General features: G+C 38.1%; 19 protein-coding genes and 1 pseudogene. 14 read left to right on the top strand and 6 right to left on the bottom strand.

Going from position 1 to position 19837, the window contains the following annotated elements; all coding sequences use genetic code 11:
- Positions 1 to 2082 (top strand): TonB-dependent receptor family protein, encoded by a 2082-nt coding sequence (locus tag BUB91_RS16360; protein WP_073100358.1) that lies wholly within the window; start codon positions 1 to 3, stop codon positions 2080 to 2082.
- 21 nt (positions 2083 to 2103) lie between these two features.
- Here BUB91_RS16360 and BUB91_RS16355 read toward each other — a convergent pair whose 3' ends face one another.
- The 4 genes from BUB91_RS16355 to BUB91_RS16340 form a co-directional block, all read right to left on the bottom strand.
- Positions 2104 to 2883 carry a hypothetical protein gene (locus BUB91_RS16355; protein ID WP_073100357.1) on the bottom strand — a complete coding sequence of 260 codons (780 nt, stop codon included), beginning with the start codon at positions 2881 to 2883 and terminating at the stop codon, positions 2104 to 2106.
- A 28-nt stretch (positions 2884 to 2911) separates the two neighbouring features.
- Entirely contained in the window at positions 2912 to 3670 is a 759-nt protein-coding gene (locus BUB91_RS16350; protein WP_073100356.1) for a hypothetical protein, read from the bottom strand.
- A 52-nt stretch (positions 3671 to 3722) separates the two neighbouring features.
- Positions 3723 to 4175: a pantetheine-phosphate adenylyltransferase gene (gene coaD / locus BUB91_RS16345; protein WP_073100355.1), complete on the bottom strand. Its 453-nt coding sequence runs from the start codon at positions 4173 to 4175 to the stop codon at positions 3723 to 3725.
- A 111-nt stretch (positions 4176 to 4286) separates the two neighbouring features.
- Positions 4287 to 5267, bottom strand: a complete 981-nt coding sequence (locus BUB91_RS16340; RefSeq protein ID WP_073100354.1) for a D-alanine--D-alanine ligase — start codon at positions 5265 to 5267, stop codon at positions 4287 to 4289.
- A gap of 266 nt (positions 5268 to 5533) precedes the next feature.
- Here BUB91_RS16340 and BUB91_RS16335 point away from each other — a divergent pair, with 266 nt between their 5' ends.
- The 12 genes and pseudogenes from BUB91_RS16335 to BUB91_RS16285 all read left to right on the top strand — a co-directional run bounded on the left by BUB91_RS16335 (position 5534) and on the right by BUB91_RS16285 (position 15468).
- A complete protein-coding gene (locus BUB91_RS16335) occupies positions 5534 to 6157 on the top strand; it encodes a PASTA domain-containing protein (protein ID WP_073100353.1) in 624 nt (207 codons plus the stop codon).
- Positions 6144 to 7178 carry an RluA family pseudouridine synthase gene (locus BUB91_RS16330; RefSeq protein ID WP_073100352.1) on the top strand — a complete coding sequence of 345 codons (1035 nt, stop codon included), beginning with the start codon at positions 6144 to 6146 and terminating at the stop codon, positions 7176 to 7178. The genes BUB91_RS16335 and BUB91_RS16330 overlap by 14 nt, the downstream gene beginning before the upstream one ends.
- A gap of 31 nt (positions 7179 to 7209) precedes the next feature.
- Positions 7210 to 7404: a hypothetical protein gene (locus BUB91_RS16325; protein WP_073100351.1), complete on the top strand. Its 195-nt coding sequence runs from the start codon at positions 7210 to 7212 to the stop codon at positions 7402 to 7404.
- A 44-nt stretch (positions 7405 to 7448) separates the two neighbouring features.
- Positions 7449 to 8021, top strand: coding sequence for a cob(I)yrinic acid a,c-diamide adenosyltransferase (locus BUB91_RS16320; protein WP_073100350.1), 573 nt, complete (start codon positions 7449 to 7451; stop codon positions 8019 to 8021).
- A 150-nt stretch (positions 8022 to 8171) separates the two neighbouring features.
- Positions 8172 to 8393, top strand: coding sequence for a DUF2795 domain-containing protein (locus BUB91_RS16315; RefSeq protein ID WP_073100349.1), 222 nt, complete (start codon positions 8172 to 8174; stop codon positions 8391 to 8393).
- Positions 8394 to 8632: 239 nt separating this feature from the next.
- A complete protein-coding gene (gene secA, locus BUB91_RS16310) occupies positions 8633 to 11995 on the top strand; it encodes a preprotein translocase subunit SecA (protein WP_073100348.1) in 3363 nt (1120 codons plus the stop codon).
- Between the two features lie 228 nt (positions 11996 to 12223).
- On the top strand, positions 12224 to 12382 hold the full coding sequence (locus tag BUB91_RS21380) for a hypothetical protein (RefSeq protein ID WP_241652665.1): 159 nt from the start codon (positions 12224 to 12226) through the stop codon (positions 12380 to 12382).
- Between the two features lie 27 nt (positions 12383 to 12409).
- Positions 12410 to 12940, top strand: a pseudogene (gene gntA, locus BUB91_RS16305) (guanitoxin biosynthesis heme-dependent pre-guanitoxin N-hydroxylase GntA); the annotation flags it as partial.
- Positions 12941 to 13006: 66 nt separating this feature from the next.
- On the top strand, positions 13007 to 13552 hold the full coding sequence (locus BUB91_RS16300; RefSeq protein WP_241652668.1) for a DUF1989 domain-containing protein: 546 nt from the start codon (positions 13007 to 13009) through the stop codon (positions 13550 to 13552).
- A gap of 98 nt (positions 13553 to 13650) precedes the next feature.
- Entirely contained in the window at positions 13651 to 14007 is a 357-nt protein-coding gene (locus BUB91_RS16295) for a DUF3140 domain-containing protein (RefSeq protein WP_073100347.1), read from the top strand.
- A gap of 73 nt (positions 14008 to 14080) precedes the next feature.
- Positions 14081 to 14557 carry a DUF4199 domain-containing protein gene (locus BUB91_RS16290; protein WP_073100346.1) on the top strand — a complete coding sequence of 159 codons (477 nt, stop codon included), beginning with the start codon at positions 14081 to 14083 and terminating at the stop codon, positions 14555 to 14557.
- A gap of 89 nt (positions 14558 to 14646) precedes the next feature.
- Positions 14647 to 15468 (top strand): Cof-type HAD-IIB family hydrolase, encoded by an 822-nt coding sequence (locus tag BUB91_RS16285; RefSeq protein WP_073100345.1) that lies wholly within the window; start codon positions 14647 to 14649, stop codon positions 15466 to 15468.
- An 80-nt stretch (positions 15469 to 15548) separates the two neighbouring features.
- Here BUB91_RS16285 and BUB91_RS16280 read toward each other — a convergent pair whose 3' ends face one another.
- Complete coding sequence (locus tag BUB91_RS16280; RefSeq protein WP_073100344.1) at positions 15549 to 16862, bottom strand: ABC1 kinase family protein; 1314 nt, start codon at positions 16860 to 16862, stop codon at positions 15549 to 15551.
- Between the two features lie 6 nt (positions 16863 to 16868).
- Complete coding sequence (locus BUB91_RS16275; protein ID WP_073100343.1) at positions 16869 to 17555, bottom strand: TetR/AcrR family transcriptional regulator; 687 nt, start codon at positions 17553 to 17555, stop codon at positions 16869 to 16871.
- A 237-nt stretch (positions 17556 to 17792) separates the two neighbouring features.
- Here BUB91_RS16275 and htpG point away from each other — a divergent pair, with 237 nt between their 5' ends.
- The gene (gene htpG, locus BUB91_RS16270; RefSeq protein WP_073100342.1) at positions 17793 to 19682 is read left to right on the top strand and encodes a molecular chaperone HtpG; all 1890 of its coding nucleotides are present in this window, start codon (positions 17793 to 17795) and stop codon (positions 19680 to 19682) included.
- The last annotated feature ends 155 nt before the right edge of the window (positions 19683 to 19837 follow it).

The following is a 19837-nucleotide window of genomic DNA, read 5'->3' as shown; positions in this document are numbered from 1 at the left end:
ATGAGTAAATATAATTTAAGCTTTCTGCTGTTACTTTCTTGTTTTGCATATGCTCAAGAACCGGTAACAGCAGATTCTGTTTCAGTACGCAATACTTTAGGGGAAGTAATCCTAACCTCTACTCCTATTCAAGATAAATTGCAACGCATTCCAGCGGCAGTGAATGTTATTAATGCCGAAGATTTGCAGCGCGGTACACCGCTTTCTATAGCTAATGAAATCAATAAAAATCCGGGAATTCAAATGCAGCAAGGCGCGCTAAACACCAGCCGCATCAGCATACGTGGATTGGGCGCGCGCAGTCAATATGCTACAAACCGCGTCAAAGCCTATATTGAAGGTATACCGCTTACTACCGGCGAAGGTGAGACTACCTTAGAAGATCTGGATCTTAACTTAATCGAACGTCTTGAAATCATCAAAGGGCCGGCTTCCAGCAGTTATGGTGCAGGTTTAGGCGGCGCAATAAATATTTCAGTAATCAAACCTAAAACAACTTCGGTAAGCGTTAACGGACTCACAGGTTCTTACGGTTTGCTCAAAAGTGGAGCCACTGCAGCATTAGCTTCCACCAAAACAAAGGGTTTTATCAGCTATAATCATTTAGAGAAAGACGGGTATCGAGCAAACAGCAACTACAATAGAAATACGTATACAGCCTATGCAAAAACAGCTTTAAACGCCGTTAGTTCGCTTAGCTTCTTCGGGAATTACACGCGCTTAAAAGCTTTCATTCCCAGCTCTATTAATGAAGAAACTTTAATCAACGATCCTCAAAATGCCGCATTTACCTGGGAGCAAGCTCAGGGCTACGAATCCTATGACAAAGCCTTAGCCGGTATCTCTTATGCTTGGAATATAAACGAAAACAACTCGTGGCAGACCAGTGTTTTTGCAAATTACCGCGATGGCTATGAGCCACGCCCCTTTGATATTTTAGACGAAGAATCGTTTGCATTTGGAATTAGAAGCAATCTAAAATCGCAGTTCTCGATTTTTAATATTCCTGCGAAAAGTAGCATAGGTGTTGAATATTTCGATGAAAGCTACAAAGCACAACTCTTTGAAAATTTATACGAAGAGAATTCCGGTAACGGAAGCTTACAAGGGGCTCGATTCAGCAATCAGGAGCAAGATCGAAAATACCTCAACCTCTTTGCGCAAGTAAGTCTGCAGCTTACGCAGCGACTCAAAGCTGACATGGGGCTGAATTACAATCACAGCAGGTACGTTCTAGACGATTACCTCAACGAATCTGACACAGATAACAGCGGAGTTTACACCTACCCCAGAATCTTTTTGCCACAAGCCGGATTATCTTATGAAGTAGCAGCTGACAAGTTTTTGTATGCTACAGTTAGCAGAGGTTTCTCCATACCTACTGTTGCAGAAACGTTGACTCCCGAAGGTGCTATAAATCCTGAAATCAAACCCGAAACCGGCGTAAACTATGAGCTCGGCTTAAAAGCCCTATGGCTTGATAAAAAGCTATACACAGAGCTGGCTTTCTATACGGTGCAAGTAAATGATTTATTGGTGGCAACACGCGTGGGCAATGACCAATATGTGGGACGGAATGCCGGAGCAACAGATCACAACGGAATGGAATTATTAGTGAATTACAGAACAAATCTAAGCGCAAATTGGATGCTTCAGCCGTATGGATCTCTAGCTTTAAATGATTATTCTTTTGATGAATATACAGACAATGACATAAGTTATAACGGAAACGATCTAACAGGAGTAGCCGACAAAGTAATAAACCTAGGATTAGACCTGAAGTATAAAAATCGATATTCATTCAATATCAATTACAGACATAACGGGAGTATTCCGCTGGATGATGCCAACACTATTTACGGTGATTCTTATAATCTTATGAACCTAAGAACAGATTACAATTTCAATCTTTTGAATAGATTAGAAACTGCCGTTTACGCTGGAATAAACAATGTATTTGACACCAATTACGCTGCACAGGTTTTACCTAATGCAACCGGTTTTGGCGACACAGCTTCGCGTTATTATTACCCGGGAGAGCCTATCAATTTTTATATAGGAATGAACTTTAATCTGAATTGATTCAGAGGAACTGAAAAACAGTTAATGGTCTTCCGGAAGTAAATCGCCTTCTTCGTTAAATTTTTTAAGTTCCGCTCTAAAATCAGTACTCAACTCCATCAAAGCATCTAGAAGATCCAGTTGACGCTCGGGTAACAACAAGTCTCCTTGCAATTGCATCGCATCACAGTATTCAAAAAACAGATTTTGATAATACGGTTCTATTTGCAATTGACGATTTAAGAATTTTTGATCAAAATAAGCATCTGTGGCAAATAGGATTTGATACTGCTCATAGGTTATAGGCGCGTATTCTTTTTTTTGCTTAGAAGGGTCTTTTTTAAACAGCCCCATAAAACGCTTAGCCAGCATCATAAAGTCTATACCATTACTGGTATATTTAGGTCTGTACTCCTGCGGACTTTGTTTGATATCATTTTGCACCAGCTGATTTACTTGGGCATCATATTCAGCCTGATCAAATTTTTTCTCTTTAGGCTCCTCGGTAAGCCTTACCTCAGCGAGTTCGTTAAGGCTTTCTTTCAGCTCCACAACCCAGACTTTCTCCAATTGATATTTTTCAATCGTAAAAAACTGTGTTTCCATAAAAGGCGCGCTAAACACTAAAGAATCATTAAGGCGTGCTGCAATACTAAAATCACCAGCATCTGTAGTAACCGTGCTCTTATTTTGAGTTCTATTTTCAACCAAAACACCCGGAACGCGTTTGTCGCCGGCATAGACCTTACCCGTTGTATTTTGAGCAAATACCGAAGCTGAAATAGCTAAAAAGCAAATTGTAAAAAAGATTTTAATACTCATAACTGTGTTTAGGTTGCACAAAGTACTTTTAATTTAAAGTTTCTTGCGACAACTGATGAAATTCTTCACTTCGTTTTAACAGATAATCTAAAAATCGCATCTGGTTTTTCTCCTGAAGCAAACGGGAATCTATTTGTTGACTCTCACAGTAATCAAAAAACATACCTTCTTCTTTGGCATTAATTTCCAATTGATTTCTCAACAGGTTTTCATCAAAAAAGGCATCGGTTTTAAAAAAAGCTATCAGCTCTTCCAGCTCGAGAATTCTAAAACGATTGGGATTGGTTTGTTCTTTTTTATTCTTCTTAATATTTTTCAAAAGCATCTTGCCAATAGCTATAAAGTCAATTCCTGAAGACGATGGGCCAGGGCTATACATCCCCGGATTCTCTTGAATATCCTTCTGAAGCCAGTTGTTAAAATTCTTATCGTACTCTGCTACACTGAATTCTTTGATTTTAGAAGTTGTGCTTGTAAGTCGTACTTCATCTAATTGATTCAAGACTTCTTTGAGTTCTACCACCCACTTCTCTTCAAGCTGATACGGTTCCACTCTAAATTTTTGAGTCCCAAAAAACGATGCACTAAAAATGAGGGAATCCCCTACTGCTGCTGCGATTTCAAAATTCCCCCACTTATCTGTAGAAACCATTTTGTCTTGAGTGGTATTGATGATGAGCACGCCTTCTTTAGTCTTATCTTCTGCGTATACTTTACCGGCAGTAGTCTGAGAATGCATTTTCATTCCGAAGAAAATAATAAAGAAGCAACTAAAAATTCTTGGCATAAACTAGATCTGTGTTTAAAAGACCCGAGTTTTATACCTGCGTTGCATCTATTTACACCCGCACTGCATCGGGTACCAGGCCGGTGTAATCACCTCCATTACGGATCACATCTCGCACGATAGATGAAGATATATAACTCTTACCTGAAGAAGTAAGCAAGAAAACAGTTTCAATCTGAGACAATTTCCTATTGGTATGCGCGATAGCCTTCTCAAACTCAAAATCTCCCGGATTACGCAAACCTCTCAAAATAAAACCAGAGTCTGTAGCATTACAAAAATCAACCGTCAGCCCTTTATAAGTCATCACTTTAATCTTGGGCTCATCTTTAAAAGACTCTTTTAAAAAATGCTCGCGTTGCTCCAAACTAAACATATATTTCTTGTCTGCATTCACACCTATAGCCAGAATGATCTCATCAAAAAGTTTGAGTCCGCGCTCTATGATATCATAATGACCTAAAGTAAGTGGATCAAAAGACCCGGGAAATACAGCACGTTTCATAGTTAGTTTTTCAAGGTTGAAAATTGAATATAAAAATACAAATTATAGCTGGCTTCTGTATTGAAGTTACCAATTCGTATTTCCTCTTTCGTTCTTCTTATTATGCATTTCTCACTTTAACAGTGCTTGCTCAATTACATTGTCAAACAAATCAGGTAAACTGATACCGGCTACTTTTGCTTGCTGCGGGATAATACTCGCCGGACTCAAACCCGGAGTGGTATTTACCTCTAAAAAGTACGGTTCTCCGTTATGAAAAATAAACTCTGCACGGGTAAGTCCTTTTAACTTCAGTATTTTAAAAACCTTTTCTGCTTCGCGTTGCACCTTTTCAGTTTGTTCTGGTGAGATTTGAGCCGGTGTAATTTCCTGACTCTTGCCTTCGTATTTGGCCTGATAATCAAAGAAATCATTCTCGCTCACAATTTCGGTAACCGGTAATGCCATTACCTTACCTTGATAATTGATTACACCAACGGAAACTTCTGTTCCTTCCAGAAAAGATTCAATAATAATCTCATCATCTTCCTTAAAAGAAACCGCTATAGCTGCTTCAAGTTCTTCTTCGACATAAACCTTAGAAACCCCAAAACTACTACCCGCTTTATTCGCTTTTACAAAACACGGCAACCCCACCTTCTCAACAATTTCAGAAGTATGGATCACATCGCCTTTGTTCAACAAGTAGTTTGTAGCCGTTTGAATTCCGTAAGCTTTAAGAACGCTGATGCAATCCCGTTTATTAAACGTAAGCGCTGCTTCATAATAATTACAAGCCGTCTGCGGAATACCCAGCAGATTGAAATAAGCCTGCAGAATACCATCTTCTCCCGGTGTACCGTGAATGGAATTGAACACACAGTCAAAGGTAATTTTAGTACCTTCTACATTTATCGAAAAATCATGTTTATCTACTGGAATGGGTTTGTGATCTGCGTGCTTGCAAAACCAGCCCTCTTTTAATATATGGATGGGATAAACTGTATATTTTGAAACATCAAGATGTTTACAAACCGTATTTCCGCTCAATATAGAGATATCCACTTCACTGGAATATCCCCCCATTACGACTGCAATATTTTTTTTTAACATAGTAAAACAGAAAGCTTAGCGTTATGTATTTAGAAAGCTTGGTAAAATTACTCAAATCTTTCAGTGAATTACCTTGCGGTAAGTCCACAAGGTATTAAAAGGAAACAAATTTTAAATGAGATAATTTTCAACTCATTCAATCCTCGATAATCAAATAAACAAGGCTTCAAAGAACGTTATTTTTAGAATAAATGGGCAAAAAAAATGATTGCAATTGAGCGTCAGCCAATTTTAAACTAAGTTTGTAGCCGTAAAATCGCGTACCTATGGGATTCTTTAAATTTTTATTTAGCAAGACCTTTTTAATGCAACTGGTGCTTGCAGTACTGGCTCTTGTTATTCTAACCTTTGTGCTGCTGTATTGGCTGCGTGCCTCTACCAACCACGACGAACGTATTGCTGTGCCAGACCTTAGCAAAATGTCTCTGGGACTGGTACAGCAAGAACTTGACAACGCAGATTTAAATTATGTGGTTATAGACTCTTCAAACTACAACCCGGACTATCCTACATTTTCAGTAATCGAGCAGAATCCTGCCGCCGGCAAGTTTGTAAAAGAAGGAAGAAAAATATATCTGGTTCTCAACCCCAGCGGATTTCGGGAAATTGAAATTCCACAATTGGTAGGAAGAACACAACGCCAGGTAGAACCTACTCTTTTGGCTCTGGGTTTTAAAATAGGCAAGATAGATTACCGCGACCATATTTCTCCAGACGAAGTATTAGAACTTAGACACGACGGCAAAACCATACAAGCAGGTGAAGCCCTGCGCAAAACTTCTGTAATTGATTTGGTTGTGGGTAACGGTAAAGGCAGTTATCGCACTTCTGGAGACGCAGCAGAAGATTCTATTAACGAGGCAGATGATTTAGAAAATGCAGGATTTTAATACCGAAGGACCAGACGAGCAGGATGATGAATTGTATGAGCACTACAGCTTCACCGCAGGTAAAGGTCAGGAGCCGCTACGTGTAGATAAGTTTTTGATGAATTTTATCGAAAAAGCAACGCGTAATAAAATTCAGCAAGCCGCAAAAAACGGAAACATTCAGGTTAACGGCGCTGTCGTTAAACAGAACTATAAAGTAAAAGCTGATGACGTGGTGCGTGTATTGTTTGAACACCCGCCGTATGAGTTTCTATTAACGCCTGAAGATATTCCTCTGAATATTGTTTATGAAGACGACACCCTTCTGGTAGTTAACAAACCCGCCGGAATGGTGGTTCATCCCGGTCACGGTAATTATAGTGGTACGCTTATCAATGCGCTGATCTATCATTTTGAAAACTTACCGGAAAACAGCAGCGGCAGACCCGGTCTTGTACATCGTATAGATAAAGATACCAGCGGTCTTCTTGTAGTTGCTAAAACCGAAGCTGCAATGACGCATCTTGCCAAACAATTCTTTGACAAGACGAGCGAGCGGGAATATATCGCTATTGTTTGGGGTAATGTTGAAGCAGAGAGCGGCACCGTTGAAGGTCATATAGGCCGTCATCCTAAAAACCGTATGCAAAACACTGTTTATGAAGATGGCGACCAGGGTAAAGAAGCCATAACACATTATGCAGTATTGGAACGTTTAGGTTATGTGACTAAAATATCTTGCAAACTTGAAACAGGACGAACGCACCAGATTAGAGTGCATATGAAGTACATTGGCCACACACTTTTTAACGACGAGCGTTATGGTGGTGATGCTATCTTAAAAGGAACAACCTTTACCAAGTATAAACAGTTTGTAGATAACTGTTTTAAAATTTTACCCAGACAAGCATTACACGCGAAAACTTTAGGCTTTGAACACCCTAAGACCGGAGATTGGATGCGTTTTGACAGCGAACTACCGGAAGATATGGTTGCTTGTATTGAAAAATGGCGCACGTATGCCAAACATGCTATGGAATAGCCTTGCGCTTTAAATGCTATACCTTTGTATTATGCTAGATTTTATACCCGAAAACTTACAATCCATTTTAATTGTAGTCATACTGGCGGTGCTTTTTCTGGCGGTAATGGCAAACAATAAGCGTAATCAAAGCAAATTACGCAAGCATAGAAAACGCAGTTTTAAAGCCGATTATATCGAACGTAAAAAAGCTTTAGAGCACGAAGAGCAAGAAAATGCTAAATAGCTGTTCTACTATTAATTTCCGCTTTGCGGAATAAAACGATTCCTGTGAAAATTTATACTAAAACCGGTGATAATGGTACTACTGCCCTTTTTGGTGGTACTCGTGTTGCTAAGCACAATATCCGTATAGAAAGCTACGGCACTTTAGATGAACTCAATTCGTATTTAGGTCTTCTGAGAGATCAGGATATTGATACGCACAGCAAAGAGGTGTTGATTAAAATTCAGGAAAAGCTCTTTGTTATTGGATCCATTCTCGCCACCGACCCTGAAAAAGCAACTTTAAAAAACGGCAAAGAACGCCTGAATATCGAAAAGGTTAGTCTTGACGATATTTCTTTCTTAGAAAGTGAAATGGACGACATGGATGAGCAGTTACCACCTATGACCCATTTTATACTTCCGGGAGGACATCAAACCGTGTCATTCTGTCACATAAGCCGTTCAGTATGTCGCAGAGCAGAACGCCTTGCAACAGCTCTTTATCAGGAAGTTCCGTTTGAAGAAAATGCTTTAAAATATTTAAACCGTCTTTCTGACTATCTCTTTGTGCTGGCACGAATGTTGTCAAAACAGCTACAAGCAGAAGAAATGAAGTGGATACCTGAAAAGAAATAATTTTTAGGTTTTATTAAAAAAACGAAGCCTCAACCCTCGTAATCACAACAAGTTACGTACGTTCTTAAAAATAATATTGAATTAATCTTCAATTTTCTTGCATTTCACGGTAATAAATTTATTTTTGCAAAAAAATAAATACGTTAACCTATGTACTGGACATTAGAACTGGCTTCTCATTTGAGCGACGCACCTTGGCCTGCAACTAAAGATGAATTGATTGATTATGCGATTAGAACGGGAGCACCACTAGAGGTCGTAGAGAACTTACAATCTATGGAAGACGAAGGTGATTCTTACGATTCTATCGATGAAATATGGCCAGACTACCCGTCTGAAGACGACTACCTCTGGAATGAGGATGAATACTAGATTTTACATCACGTAAACACTTAAAAAGTCTCGCTATGAGGCTTTTTTTTTGCTTAAATTTGAAACGCTTTAAAAAAGCTTTGATCACAGCACTATTGATCAAATAAGCTTTTAGAATAAACAACCGATTAACACCGGTTATCACTTCCGCAAAGCGGAGAAACAGGAAATTAATTTCCCGTTAGAAGAGCCACCGGGGTACACAGATCCTTTGGCGGGAATAAATTTAGATACCAATTATGGGATTATTAGACAAAGTATTAAAGGTATTTGTAGGAGACAAATCTAAACAGGATGTCGCTGCAATTCAACCTATTGTAGATCAGATAAAGAGTTTTGAAGCTGCGCTAGAGCAACTGTCTCACGATGAGCTTAGGCAAAAGACCATTGAATTCAAGGCTAAAATAGCTGACGCTCTTGCTGATACAAATGCTACACTACTCACTCTTGAAAAAGAGGCTAACGAGACTGATGATATTGACCGTAAAGAAGAAATTTACGCAGAAATTGACAAGCTTAAAGATGATGCCTACGCGATTAGCGAAGGTGTTCTTACTGAAATACTACCTGAAGCTTTTGCTGTTGTAAAAGAAACCGCAAAACGCTTTTTCCACAATCCACAACTTAAAGTTACAGCAAGTGCTTTTGATCGCGAGTTAAGCGCAGAGCAAGCTTACGTGCAGCTTGAGGGTGATCATGCGATCTGGTCTAATAGCTGGGATGCTGCAGGGAAACCTATAACTTGGGATATGATTCACTATGATGTGCAGCTTATAGGTGGTGTTGCGATGCATCAAGGTAAAATTGCAGAGATGCAAACGGGTGAAGGTAAAACATTGGTTGCAACGCTTCCGGTTTATCTAAATGCCTTAACTGGAAACGGAGTTCACTTGGTTACTGTTAACGATTATCTTGCAAAACGAGATAGCGCTTGGATGGCACCTTTATTCAACTTTCACGGTTTAACCGTAGACTGCATAGACTACCACAGACCTAATTCAGCAGCACGCCGTAAAGCTTATGCTGCAGATATCACTTATGGTACAAATAACGAATTTGGTTTTGACTACCTGCGTGATAATATGGCGCACGCTCCTAATGATTTGGTACAACGTGCTCCAAACTACGCAATCGTAGATGAGGTTGACTCGGTATTAGTTGATGATGCGCGTACACCCTTGATTATTTCAGGTCCTGTACCTAAAGGAGATCAGCACGAGTTTGATGCATTGAAGCCTAAAATTGATAGCGTTGTAAACCTTCAACGTCAACAACTAACTAGTGTTTTGGCAGAAGCTAAAAAGCTTATTGCTGCCGGAGATTCTAAAGAAGGAGCTATAAAATTACTGCGTGTTTATAGAGGTCTTCCTAAAAACAAAGCCCTTATAAAATATTTAAGTGAAGATGGTATTCGTCAGCTTTTACAGAAGACTGAAAACCATTATATGCAAGACAACAATCGCGAAATGCACGTGATTGATGAAGAACTGTATTTCACTATAGATGAAAAGAACAATCAAATAGAACTGACTGATAAAGGTATCGATCATCTTTCTGGTAAAGATGATCCTAACTTCTTCATCATGCCAGAAATGGGTGTTGAGATCAGCAAAATCGAAAGCGCTAACCTATCAACCGAAGAAGAAGCTGAGAAGAAAGAAGAACTCTTTAGAGAATTCAGTGTTAAGAGTGAGCGTATTCACACGATGAATCAATTGCTTAAAGCATACACCTTATTTGAAAAAGACACCGAATATGTGGTGATGGATAACAAAGTGAAGATCGTTGACGAGCAAACCGGGCGTATTATGGACGGGCGTCGTTATAGTGATGGTCTACACCAGGCGATTGAAGCAAAGGAAAATGTAAAGATTGAAGATGCTACGCAGACTTTTGCTACGGTAACGTTGCAAAATTACTTTAGAATGTACCGCAAATTGAGTGGTATGACGGGTACAGCGGTCACTGAGGCTGGTGAATTATGGGAGATCTATAAACTTGATGTTGTAGAAATCCCGACTAACCGTCCTATTGCTCGTGATGATAAGGATGACAAGGTTTATAAAACTAAGCGTGAAAAATACAACGCAGTTATTGATGAAGTTCAGCATCTTGTTGAACAAAACAGACCGGTACTTATTGGTACAACTTCTGTAGAAATTTCAGAATTGTTAGGGCGTATGCTTTCATTGAGAAAGATTCCTCACAATGTACTGAATGCGAAACTGCATAAAAAAGAGGCTGATATTGTTGCTGACGCAGGTAACTCCGGTCAGGTGACAATCGCTACAAACATGGCGGGTCGTGGTACCGATATTAAACTGAGTAAAGAAGTTAAAGAAGCAGGTGGTCTGGCCATTATAGGTACAGAACGTCACGATTCACGTCGTGTTGACCGTCAGTTACGAGGTCGTTCTGGTCGCCAGGGAGATCCGGGTAGCTCACAGTTTTACGTGTCTCTTGAAGACAACCTGATGCGCTTATTTGGTTCTGAACGTATCGCTAAAATGATGGACCGTATGGGGCTTCAGGAAGGCGAAGTTATTCAACACGGAATGATCTCAAAATCTATTGAACGCGCTCAGAAAAAAGTAGAAGAAAACAACTTTGGAGTGCGTAAGCGTTTGCTGGAATATGATGACGTGATGAATGCGCAACGTGAAGTGATTTACAAGCGTCGTTACCACGCTTTATTTGGAGAGCGTCTTAGAGTAGATATCGCAAATATGATTTACGATACTTCTGAAGCTATTGCTGAAACCAATAAAATGGCTCAGGACTTTAAGAATTTTGAATTTGAATTGATTCGTTTCTTCTCGATGAGTAGTCCGGTTGATGAAGCAGAATTTGGTAGTTCTTCATCAAAACAACTTGCAGTAAAAGTTTATGATGCTGCGTTGAAACATTACAGAGAAAAAATGGAGCGTAATGCAGCAATTGCATTTCCTATTATTAGTAATGTTTATGAAAATCCAGAGAGCAACTACGAGCGTATTGTAGTTCCTTTCTCTGACGGTAACAAAGAACTTAAAGTTGTTACAAACTTAAAAGAGGCATACGAATCTGAAGGTAAACAGCTTATCACAGACTTTGAGAAAAACATCACGCTGGCCATTATAGATGACGCATGGAAAACACACTTACGCAAGATGGATGAATTGAAACAAAGTGTGCAGCTAGCCGTTCACGAGCAAAAAGATCCGTTATTGATTTATAAGTTTGAAGCTTTTGAGCTCTTCAAGCAAATGATGGATCAAGTAAACAAAGATGTAATCTCATTCTTGTTTAAAGGAGAGCTTCCGGTTCAACAGCAGAATCAAATTCGCGAAGCGCGCCAAGTTCAGCAAAAAGAACAGACCCAAACATCAAAAGAGGAAATTCCTAATCTTGATGAGCGTGCTGCTCAAAGCAGAGCTGCCAGTGGAAACACACAAGCGCAACGCCAGCAAATTACAGAAACCATCACGCGTGAACGACCTAAAATAGGCCGTAACGATAAAGTGACGATTAAACACGTAATGAATGGCGAAAACAAAACAATGAAGTTCAAACAAGCTATCCCACTTCTTGATAAAGGAGATTGGGTTCTTGTTGATGAGTAAAAAATAACTCATAATAATTACATTAAAGAGGTTTGCGTTATCGCAAGCCTTTTTTTTGATCCTTAGTCCAACAAACTTTTACTTATATCAGTTCAAAAGCTATAAATATTTATTAAAGCTCGTGCCAATCTTTGTTAAGACATATTTTCTTTACAATAATACTATATAGTTTTAGATAATAATTATTGGGGTGAATCTCACTACTCCATTTTAATAACACTAATATCTATGACAGCTTCCGAGGTAAGAGGAAATACTATAAGCTCTACTACTAATTTTAGTACCACATCTAATTATTACCAGGAGTTTGAAGATTTTATTTTAAAAAATGATCACCCGTGTGTTATGGCGCAAACCACATTCAAACAAAAATCAGTCAATTTTTAAGTATTTAAAGAGTGCTTAAATTCAACTTCTGTAACTTCAAGATTACTAGAAGCTGTCAAAAATTACATTCAATTGTATCAATTCGAAAACAATGATTTTGAAACACTAATTGCTATATTTCCAAATCATCCATCAGAAGATGAGCGTAGTTTTGAAAAAGCGCTTTGGAAACAGCTACAATTATTGCACGATCTGGATTCTGAAGATTGGGATGCTTCGGTCAGTAGTAATCCTGATGATACTGAGTTTAGTTTTAGTCTTAACGGCGTTTCATTTTATATCGTAGGAATGCATCCTAATAGTTCAAGAAATGCTCGAAAAGCTCCATTTACGACTTTGGTTTTCAATCTACATTGGCAGTTTGAAAAGTTGAGAACAATGAACGTTTACGACAATGTAAGAGACCGTATTCGTCAACGCGATGCAGAGATAAATGGCAGCATCAATCCGATGCTTAAAGACTTCGGAAAGCAAAGTGAAGCTAATCAATACAGCGGGCGTGCAGTTGCTAATTCTTGGAAATGCCCCTTTTTAAATAAAAATCTAGCAATCCTATAAATTATGAGTGAATTAATTACCATTAAAAAACAAACAGGAAGTGCTTTTAAACTATAGAAAGGGCAACTGCTTAAAGTAATAGATCCAAAAGGTGGTCAATTAAGCGACCTTGTCCTCTTTAATGAAACTGATATTCGTGAAAAAATTTCCGCAGGTAAAACGATGGATTTTGAAGAGTCCATCTTGATTTCTGAAAATAATTTTCTATGGAGTAACCGCAGTAGAAAAATGATGAAAATCATTAAAGATACAAATCGTCGCAATGACATCTTACTCGCTCCTTGCAGCCCGGAAACCTTCCAGATAATGTATAATTACGACGGGTATCACCCCAGTTGTTTTGAAAATTTGTACACCAATCTGGAACGCTTTGGGATTAAACCGGACGATATTCCCACTGCATTTAATATTTTTATGAATGTTCAATTTGAGAAAGATGGCAAACTTTCGGTTTTACCTCCTACGAGTACAGCTGGTGATTATGTGCTTTTTGAAGCTCAAATGAATCTAATAATCGGTATGACAGCTTGCAGTGCAGAAGACAGCAACGGAGGAACGTTTAAACCCATTCAGTATCAAGTTTTAGGATCTGATAACGAGCCTGAAAATTAATCGAAAATCCTATTGCATATTCTTTACATAAACTTAATATTGCAGCCTTTTTGAGCTTTGCGAATACCGCTAGCTTTGCCACCTAAAATTATAGTATATTGTTTTCTAAAGAACGTCTACACAACGAGTTATTACAGTCTACAAATATGACTGCGGTAGAACTACGCGCCTGGTTACGAACCGATATCGCGCCTATTACCGTGGCCAATTATAAAGACGCTCCATCTTTGGATCAATCTAATAGATTGTTGATGATTTTAATGAAATCTACAGACGAACTAACCAAAACTGATTGCTTTTTTATTCAAAGCATTTTGCAACGCATTAAATACCTTAAGAATAATCGCAGTACTGATCACTACGCAAGATTAGACTGGGAAAACAGTCTGCGTAATTTAGGATACGATATCAAAAAGCAAGTCAAAAGCTCTAAAAAGGCTAAGGCCTTTTATTAAGTTTTATCACCTGCGAGCCCTTTACTTTTTACAGGATTTACAGTACCTTCATCTTTTGTATTGAAGGATATCTATGAATAATTACCGACTTGAATTAAAATGGGCTGTTATCTACACCATCTTTCTATTGGTGTGGATGATCTTTGAACGGCTGATGGGCTGGCACGATGAGCATATAGCTATGCATCACATCTATACCCTTTTATTCTATATTCCAGCGGTGGTGTTCTACTATTTCGCCTTGAGCGATAAACGTAATAATTTCTACGGCGGAATCATCAGTTTCCAACAAGCCTTTATATCAGGGCTTATTTTTACTGCATTTATAGCTGTATTAGCAGCTCCCGCTCAATATATAATTAGCACTTTTATTACTCCGTATTACTTCAAAAACGTCATTGCTTATGCCATTGAAACCGGTAAAACTTCTCCCGAAGAAGCCGAAACATTTTTCAACTTACAGAGCTATATCATACAATCTGTAGTTAGCAGTCTCACTTTTGGTTTAGTATTGAGTGCATTAGTAGCGCTGGCAGTAAAAAGAAAGTAGCCTTACCTCAACATTAAATTCTCAAGAATCAAGCAAACAAGAGCCTTCAGAATTTTCTTTAGGAAATTTGCTTCATTTATCTTTGCAAGATGAAAGATCAAATTAAACTGCTATGCTCTGACATAGACGGCACCCTTCTCAACGCAAAACGCGATATAGCTCCCGAAACAGCTTCAGCAATAAATAAGTTACCAGCAGACTTTCCGGTGATTCTGGCTTCATCAAGAATGCCTTCTGCAATGTACTATTTGCAAGAAAAATTAAACCGATTAGGCAGCCCTATAATCAGCTATAATGGCGGATTGGTCTTAGACGCTAACGGTACAAAACTGAGAAGCCATACTGTTTCCCTTGATTTTCTAGCAACAGTTATCGAACATCAAAAAGAGTATGATTACAACATCAGCACCTATTGTACCGATACGTGGCGTACCGCAAAAGTAGATTATTGGACGTTACGTGAAATACGAAGCACCCGAGTAGAACCTGTCCTAACCCCCATTAACGAGCATATAGCAGTTCTGGAAGCGATTGATGAGCAGCCGCATAAAATTATGTGTATGGGTTCTCCACAAGCTTTAGATAGTCTTATAGAGGTTTTACAAGAAAAGCACGGTAACGAAGCGCATTTTTACAGATCTAAGGATGTTTATGTTGAGATAACACCTAAAAACATCGATAAAAGCAGTGCACTAGACGAATTGATTGAAAAAAAGTACCAACTTTCTCTCAACCAAGTTATTGCCTTTGGGGATAACTTTAACGATACGACGATGATAAAAAAGGTTGGTTTTGGAGTAGCTGTTGCGAATGCTACCCAAGAAGTTAAAGATGTTGCAGATCACGTAAGTGCGTTTACTAATAAAGAACACGCCGTAGCAAAAACTTTAGAAGAATTTATACTCAATTAAGCACACTGCTAAAAATAAGAGAGGCGCACTCCAACCAAAAAGTACGCCTCTCCAAACAACCTAACCAATAGTCTTACTAACTATTTATCTAAATAATTCTTATAGTTATTTACCTTTATTTTTGCCCCTAAATCGTGCATCAGGTTATACAAACCAAAGAACGTACGGTTGATGTATAAAAAGTGTTTGCTACCTCTATTCCCATTCATTTTACGAAGTTGCGTGTCTTTTGAATACTTATCACTCAGATCTGCGATTTGAGCAAAAAAGCTTTCATCACTAAAATCAAAGTCTTCTAGATGAAAAGGTTTTGTAAACAAACTCAACATCTCGTGAAACAATTCTGAAAAGAATTTAATTTCTTCAGGGGAATCGTCCTTCCTTAGGATTTCTAACTCAAACATTTTTGTCATAAAAACATCTGAATTGTTGATGTTTTCCGGCTCTGCCAATTCAAAATACGGTGTGTAAAATTCTTCAGGTACTTTCTTTATACAACCAAAATCTATAGCAATAAGATTATGGGCTTTATCCACCAAGAAATTACCGGGATGTGGATCTGCATGAACTTGCTTCAAGTGATGCATTTGATACATATAAAAATCCCACAAAGCCTGGCCTATTTTATCAGCGGCTTTTTGATCTGTATTATGAGCTGTAAATTCACTCAGATGCTCGCCTACCATCCAGTCCATCGTAATGATACGCTCGCTAGACAATTCCGGATAATACTTAGGAAATTTAAGATTAGGAATCACACTACATTTTTCAGTAATTTCCTGACTCTGCTTAACTTCGAGAATATAATCTGTTTCTTCAAGAAGTTTATCTTCTACTTCCTTAAAATACTTCTCCTTATCCTTTCCTTTTAGATTAAACATCCGGCTGGCAATTGGCTTCACTAGAGCCAAATCACTACTGATACTGTCTGCAACCCCGGGATATTGAATTTTCACAGCAAGTTTTTTCCCATCTTTTGTCGCCTGATGCACCTGACCGATGCTTGCGGCGTTTATACTTTGGGTTGTAAACGTATCGTATACCGCTTCCGGATATTTATCTAAATATTTTTTAAAAGTTTTTCTAACTAAGGCTGCAGAAAGCGGCGGTACCGAAAACTGCGAGAGCGAAAATTTCTCAACATAAGCTTTAGGAAGAATATTCTTCTCCATACTCAACATTTGAGCTACTTTAAGCGCACTTCCCTTTAAACTTTTAAGTCCGTCGTAAATATCTTCTGCATTATCATCGTCTAGTTCTTCACGGGTAAGTTTATTATTAAACGCTTTCTTCCCATAGTATTTAGCATAATTACCTCCCACTTTTACACCGGTTTTCACCAGCTTAGAAGCACGTTGTAACTTATTAGTCGGGATATAGTCAATCGTTTTCATGAGCGCTTATTTAGATCTTGAAAAATTCTCTTTAAATAAAAACTTCCCAAAATCGAGAACACTTTCTAGGGGTGTTGTATTAAATACGTCAAAAATGGCATTTACGGATTTTTCAATCGCAACATCTGTTTTTTCAAAACGTGCTGAATTATCATCCATCCAATATTTTAAGAGGAATAAAGTTTGTAACCAAGCTCCCTCACTGAAGACTGATACAGGATTTTTTGTAAGTCTTGATGATTTCTCATCATTTGCTTGCTCAATAAGATCTTTTGCATAATCTCTAATCCTTAATCGTAAATCTCTAAGCTGACCTAAACTCTTAAGGCTATCTTTTTGCTCTAACAAAGCGAAAAGAACATAACTTCTATTTGCTGTTAAAACTTCAAAAAAGGTGTAAAAGAATGAAAGCATCTTTTCCCGGTTAGGGTATATAGCATACTCTTTATTTTTGTGCAGTACAGCAATAGTATTGTCAAAAAATGCGACCCAAATTGTTTCGCGAATCCCTTGAAAAGAACCAAAAAAATTATAGAAAGCTCCTTCTTCAATACCGTGATCTTTACAAAACTTAAATACTGAAGCTGGTCGCTTGCCCTGTTCTAAAACATACTCCATATACATCGTCATCACGCTTTCCTGAGTCAATTCTTGTTTCTTTTTGGTTGGAGTTGTCTTTTTGGTAGTTGCCATAATTTAAGTAGTTTATATATGTAAATTTAAACTTGTTTAAGTTTATGTCAAAATCCCTAAACAAAACCTTACGTTAAAGTTCTTTCAGTAAAAATGAAAGTTGTGTCAGTTTGTCACACACCTGCCTTTGGTACTTTTTTTGACTCTTAGCTTGCAGATTTGCTGCAATGCAAACCATATCATTAAAATCATACAATCCGATTTATTTAATCGGTAATTAAAAAATTACATAACACTATGTCTACAGGTAAAATCAATGTTGCTGTTGAGAACATTTTCCCGCTGATAAAGAAGTTCTTATACAGTGATCACGAGATCTTTTTAAGGGAAATAATTTCTAATGCAACCGATGCCACTTTAAAACTAAAACACTTAACAAACATTGGCGAAGCCAGCGTTGAATACGGAAATCCTGTAATCGAAGTTAAGATTGATAAAGATGCAAAAACCTTAAGCATTATTGATCAAGGTATCGGGATGACTGAAGAGGAAGTTCAGAAATACATCAACGAAGTTGCATTTTCTGGAGCCGAAGAGTTTTTGGATAAGTATAAAGATTCTGCAAAAGATAGCGGAATCATTGGCCATTTTGGTCTTGGGTTTTACTCTGCCTTTATGGTAGCTCGTAAAGTTGATATCATCACAAAGTCTTTTAAAGAGGAGCCTGCTGTAAAGTGGGAATGTGACGGTTCTCCTGAGTTCACCATTTCTCCAGCTGATAAAACAGAGCGAGGTACCGAAATCATCTTGCATATCGCAGAAGATTCTGAAGAATTTTTAGAAGAAAATCGCATCAGCGAGTTGCTTACTAAATACAACAAGTTTATGCCGGTGCCGATTAAATTTGGCACTAAAGAAGAGACGCTTCCGTTACCGGAAGATGCTGCTGAAGATGCAGTAGCAGAAACTAAAACAGTTGATAATATCATCAACAATCCTAACCCAGCATGGACGAAGCAGCCTGCAGATCTTGAAGAGAAAGACTACAATGAGTTTTATCGTGAGCTCTACCCGATGCAGTTTGAAGAGCCGCTTTTTCACATTCACTTGAATGTTGATTATCCATTTAATCTGACCGGTATTTTATATTTCCCACGTTTAGGTCAGGATATGAATATTCAAAAAGACAAAATTCAGCTGTATCAAAATCAGGTTTTTGTAACAGATAATGTAGAAGGAATCGTTCCTGAATTTTTAACAATGCTTCGTGGTGTGATTGACTCACCAGACATTCCGCTTAATGTTTCTCGCTCTTACCTTCAGGCTGATGGAGCTGTTAAGAAAATTTCGAGTTACATCACCCGTAAAGTTGCAGATAAACTGAAGTCTCTTTTCAACGAAGACCGCGAGGATTTTGAAAAGAAATGGAACGACATCAAAGTAGTTATTGAATATGGTATGCTTAGCGAAGATAAATTCTTTGACAAAGCAGATGCATTTGCATTGTATCCTACTGTTGATGGCACACATTACACATTTGAAGAACTTCAGGAAAAGATCAAAGAAAATCAGACCGATAAAGACGGAAAACTTGTAATTCTTTATACTTCTAATCAAGATGCGCAACATTCGTACATTCAGGCAGCAAAAGATAAAGGGTATGAAGTGCTTTTATTAGACTCTCCTATCGTTTCACACTTGCTACAAAAACTAGAAACTTCTAAAGAGAATGTAAGTTTTGTACGTGTAGATGGTGATGACGTAAACAATCTCATCAAAAAGGACGAAGAGCAGATTTCTAAACTTTCTGACGAAGAAAAAGAAAGTCTAAAAACACTACTTGAAGAAACCATTGCAGATAAATCTTATACTGTAAAATTAGAGGCGATGGATAGCAACGCTGCACCTTTTATGATCACACAGCCTGAGTTTATGCGTCGTATGAAAGAGATGCAGGCAACCGGTGGTGGCGGTGGAATGTTTGGAATGGGTAACATGCCAGATATGTATAACGTTGTGATCAACACTAATAGTGAGCTGGTTAACGAAATACTAAGTACAAAAACTAAGAAAAAACAAGAACGTTTAATTTCTCAGTCTATGGATTTAGCTCGTTTATCTCAGGGCTTGCTAAAAGGGGAAGCTTTAACTAACTTTGTTAAACGCTCCTATGAGATGATTAAATAGGTAGTTAGATCTTAGATTTGAGACACTAGATCTAAAATCCTGACTTCATAATCAAAACCGTTCTTTTTAAAGAGCGGTTTTTTATTGCCTAATAACTTTTAAAAAAAAGTCCCATTCCCACATCTGCTCAACTTCTAACGTTTCTTTAACCCCTA

The sequence above is a fragment of the Leeuwenhoekiella marinoflava DSM 3653 genome (genome assembly GCF_900129005.1).
Classification (GTDB): Bacteria; Bacteroidota; Bacteroidia; order Flavobacteriales; family Flavobacteriaceae; genus Leeuwenhoekiella; species Leeuwenhoekiella marinoflava.
Note: the sequence above shows the minus strand (reverse complement) of the source record. Positions and strands in the feature narration are given on the sequence as shown.

Coding starts and splice junctions, on each gene's coding strand:
- BUB91_RS16335 (WP_073100353.1), top strand. CDS start 5,534: ATGGGATTCTTTAAATTTTTATTTAGCAAGACCTTTTTAATGCAACTG.
- htpG (WP_073100342.1), top strand. CDS start 17,793: ATGTCTACAGGTAAAATCAATGTTGCTGTTGAGAACATTTTCCCGCTG.
- BUB91_RS16360 (WP_073100358.1), top strand. CDS start 1: ATGAGTAAATATAATTTAAGCTTTCTGCTGTTACTTTCTTGTTTTGCA.
- BUB91_RS16340 (WP_073100354.1), bottom strand. CDS start 5,267: ATGTTAAAAAAAAATATTGCAGTCGTAATGGGGGGATATTCCAGTGAA.
- BUB91_RS16350 (WP_073100356.1), bottom strand. CDS start 3,670: ATGCCAAGAATTTTTAGTTGCTTCTTTATTATTTTCTTCGGAATGAAA.
- BUB91_RS21380 (WP_241652665.1), top strand. CDS start 12,224: ATGACAGCTTCCGAGGTAAGAGGAAATACTATAAGCTCTACTACTAAT.
- BUB91_RS16315 (WP_073100349.1), top strand. CDS start 8,172: ATGTACTGGACATTAGAACTGGCTTCTCATTTGAGCGACGCACCTTGG.
- secA (WP_073100348.1), top strand. CDS start 8,633: ATGGGATTATTAGACAAAGTATTAAAGGTATTTGTAGGAGACAAATCT.
- BUB91_RS16355 (WP_073100357.1), bottom strand. CDS start 2,883: ATGAGTATTAAAATCTTTTTTACAATTTGCTTTTTAGCTATTTCAGCT.
- BUB91_RS16275 (WP_073100343.1), bottom strand. CDS start 17,555: ATGGCAACTACCAAAAAGACAACTCCAACCAAAAAGAAACAAGAATTG.
- BUB91_RS16330 (WP_073100352.1), top strand. CDS start 6,144: ATGCAGGATTTTAATACCGAAGGACCAGACGAGCAGGATGATGAATTG.
- BUB91_RS16285 (WP_073100345.1), top strand. CDS start 14,647: ATGAAAGATCAAATTAAACTGCTATGCTCTGACATAGACGGCACCCTT.
- BUB91_RS16325 (WP_073100351.1), top strand. CDS start 7,210: ATGCTAGATTTTATACCCGAAAACTTACAATCCATTTTAATTGTAGTC.
- BUB91_RS16280 (WP_073100344.1), bottom strand. CDS start 16,862: ATGAAAACGATTGACTATATCCCGACTAATAAGTTACAACGTGCTTCT.
- BUB91_RS16290 (WP_073100346.1), top strand. CDS start 14,081: ATGAATAATTACCGACTTGAATTAAAATGGGCTGTTATCTACACCATC.
- coaD (WP_073100355.1), bottom strand. CDS start 4,175: ATGAAACGTGCTGTATTTCCCGGGTCTTTTGATCCACTTACTTTAGGT.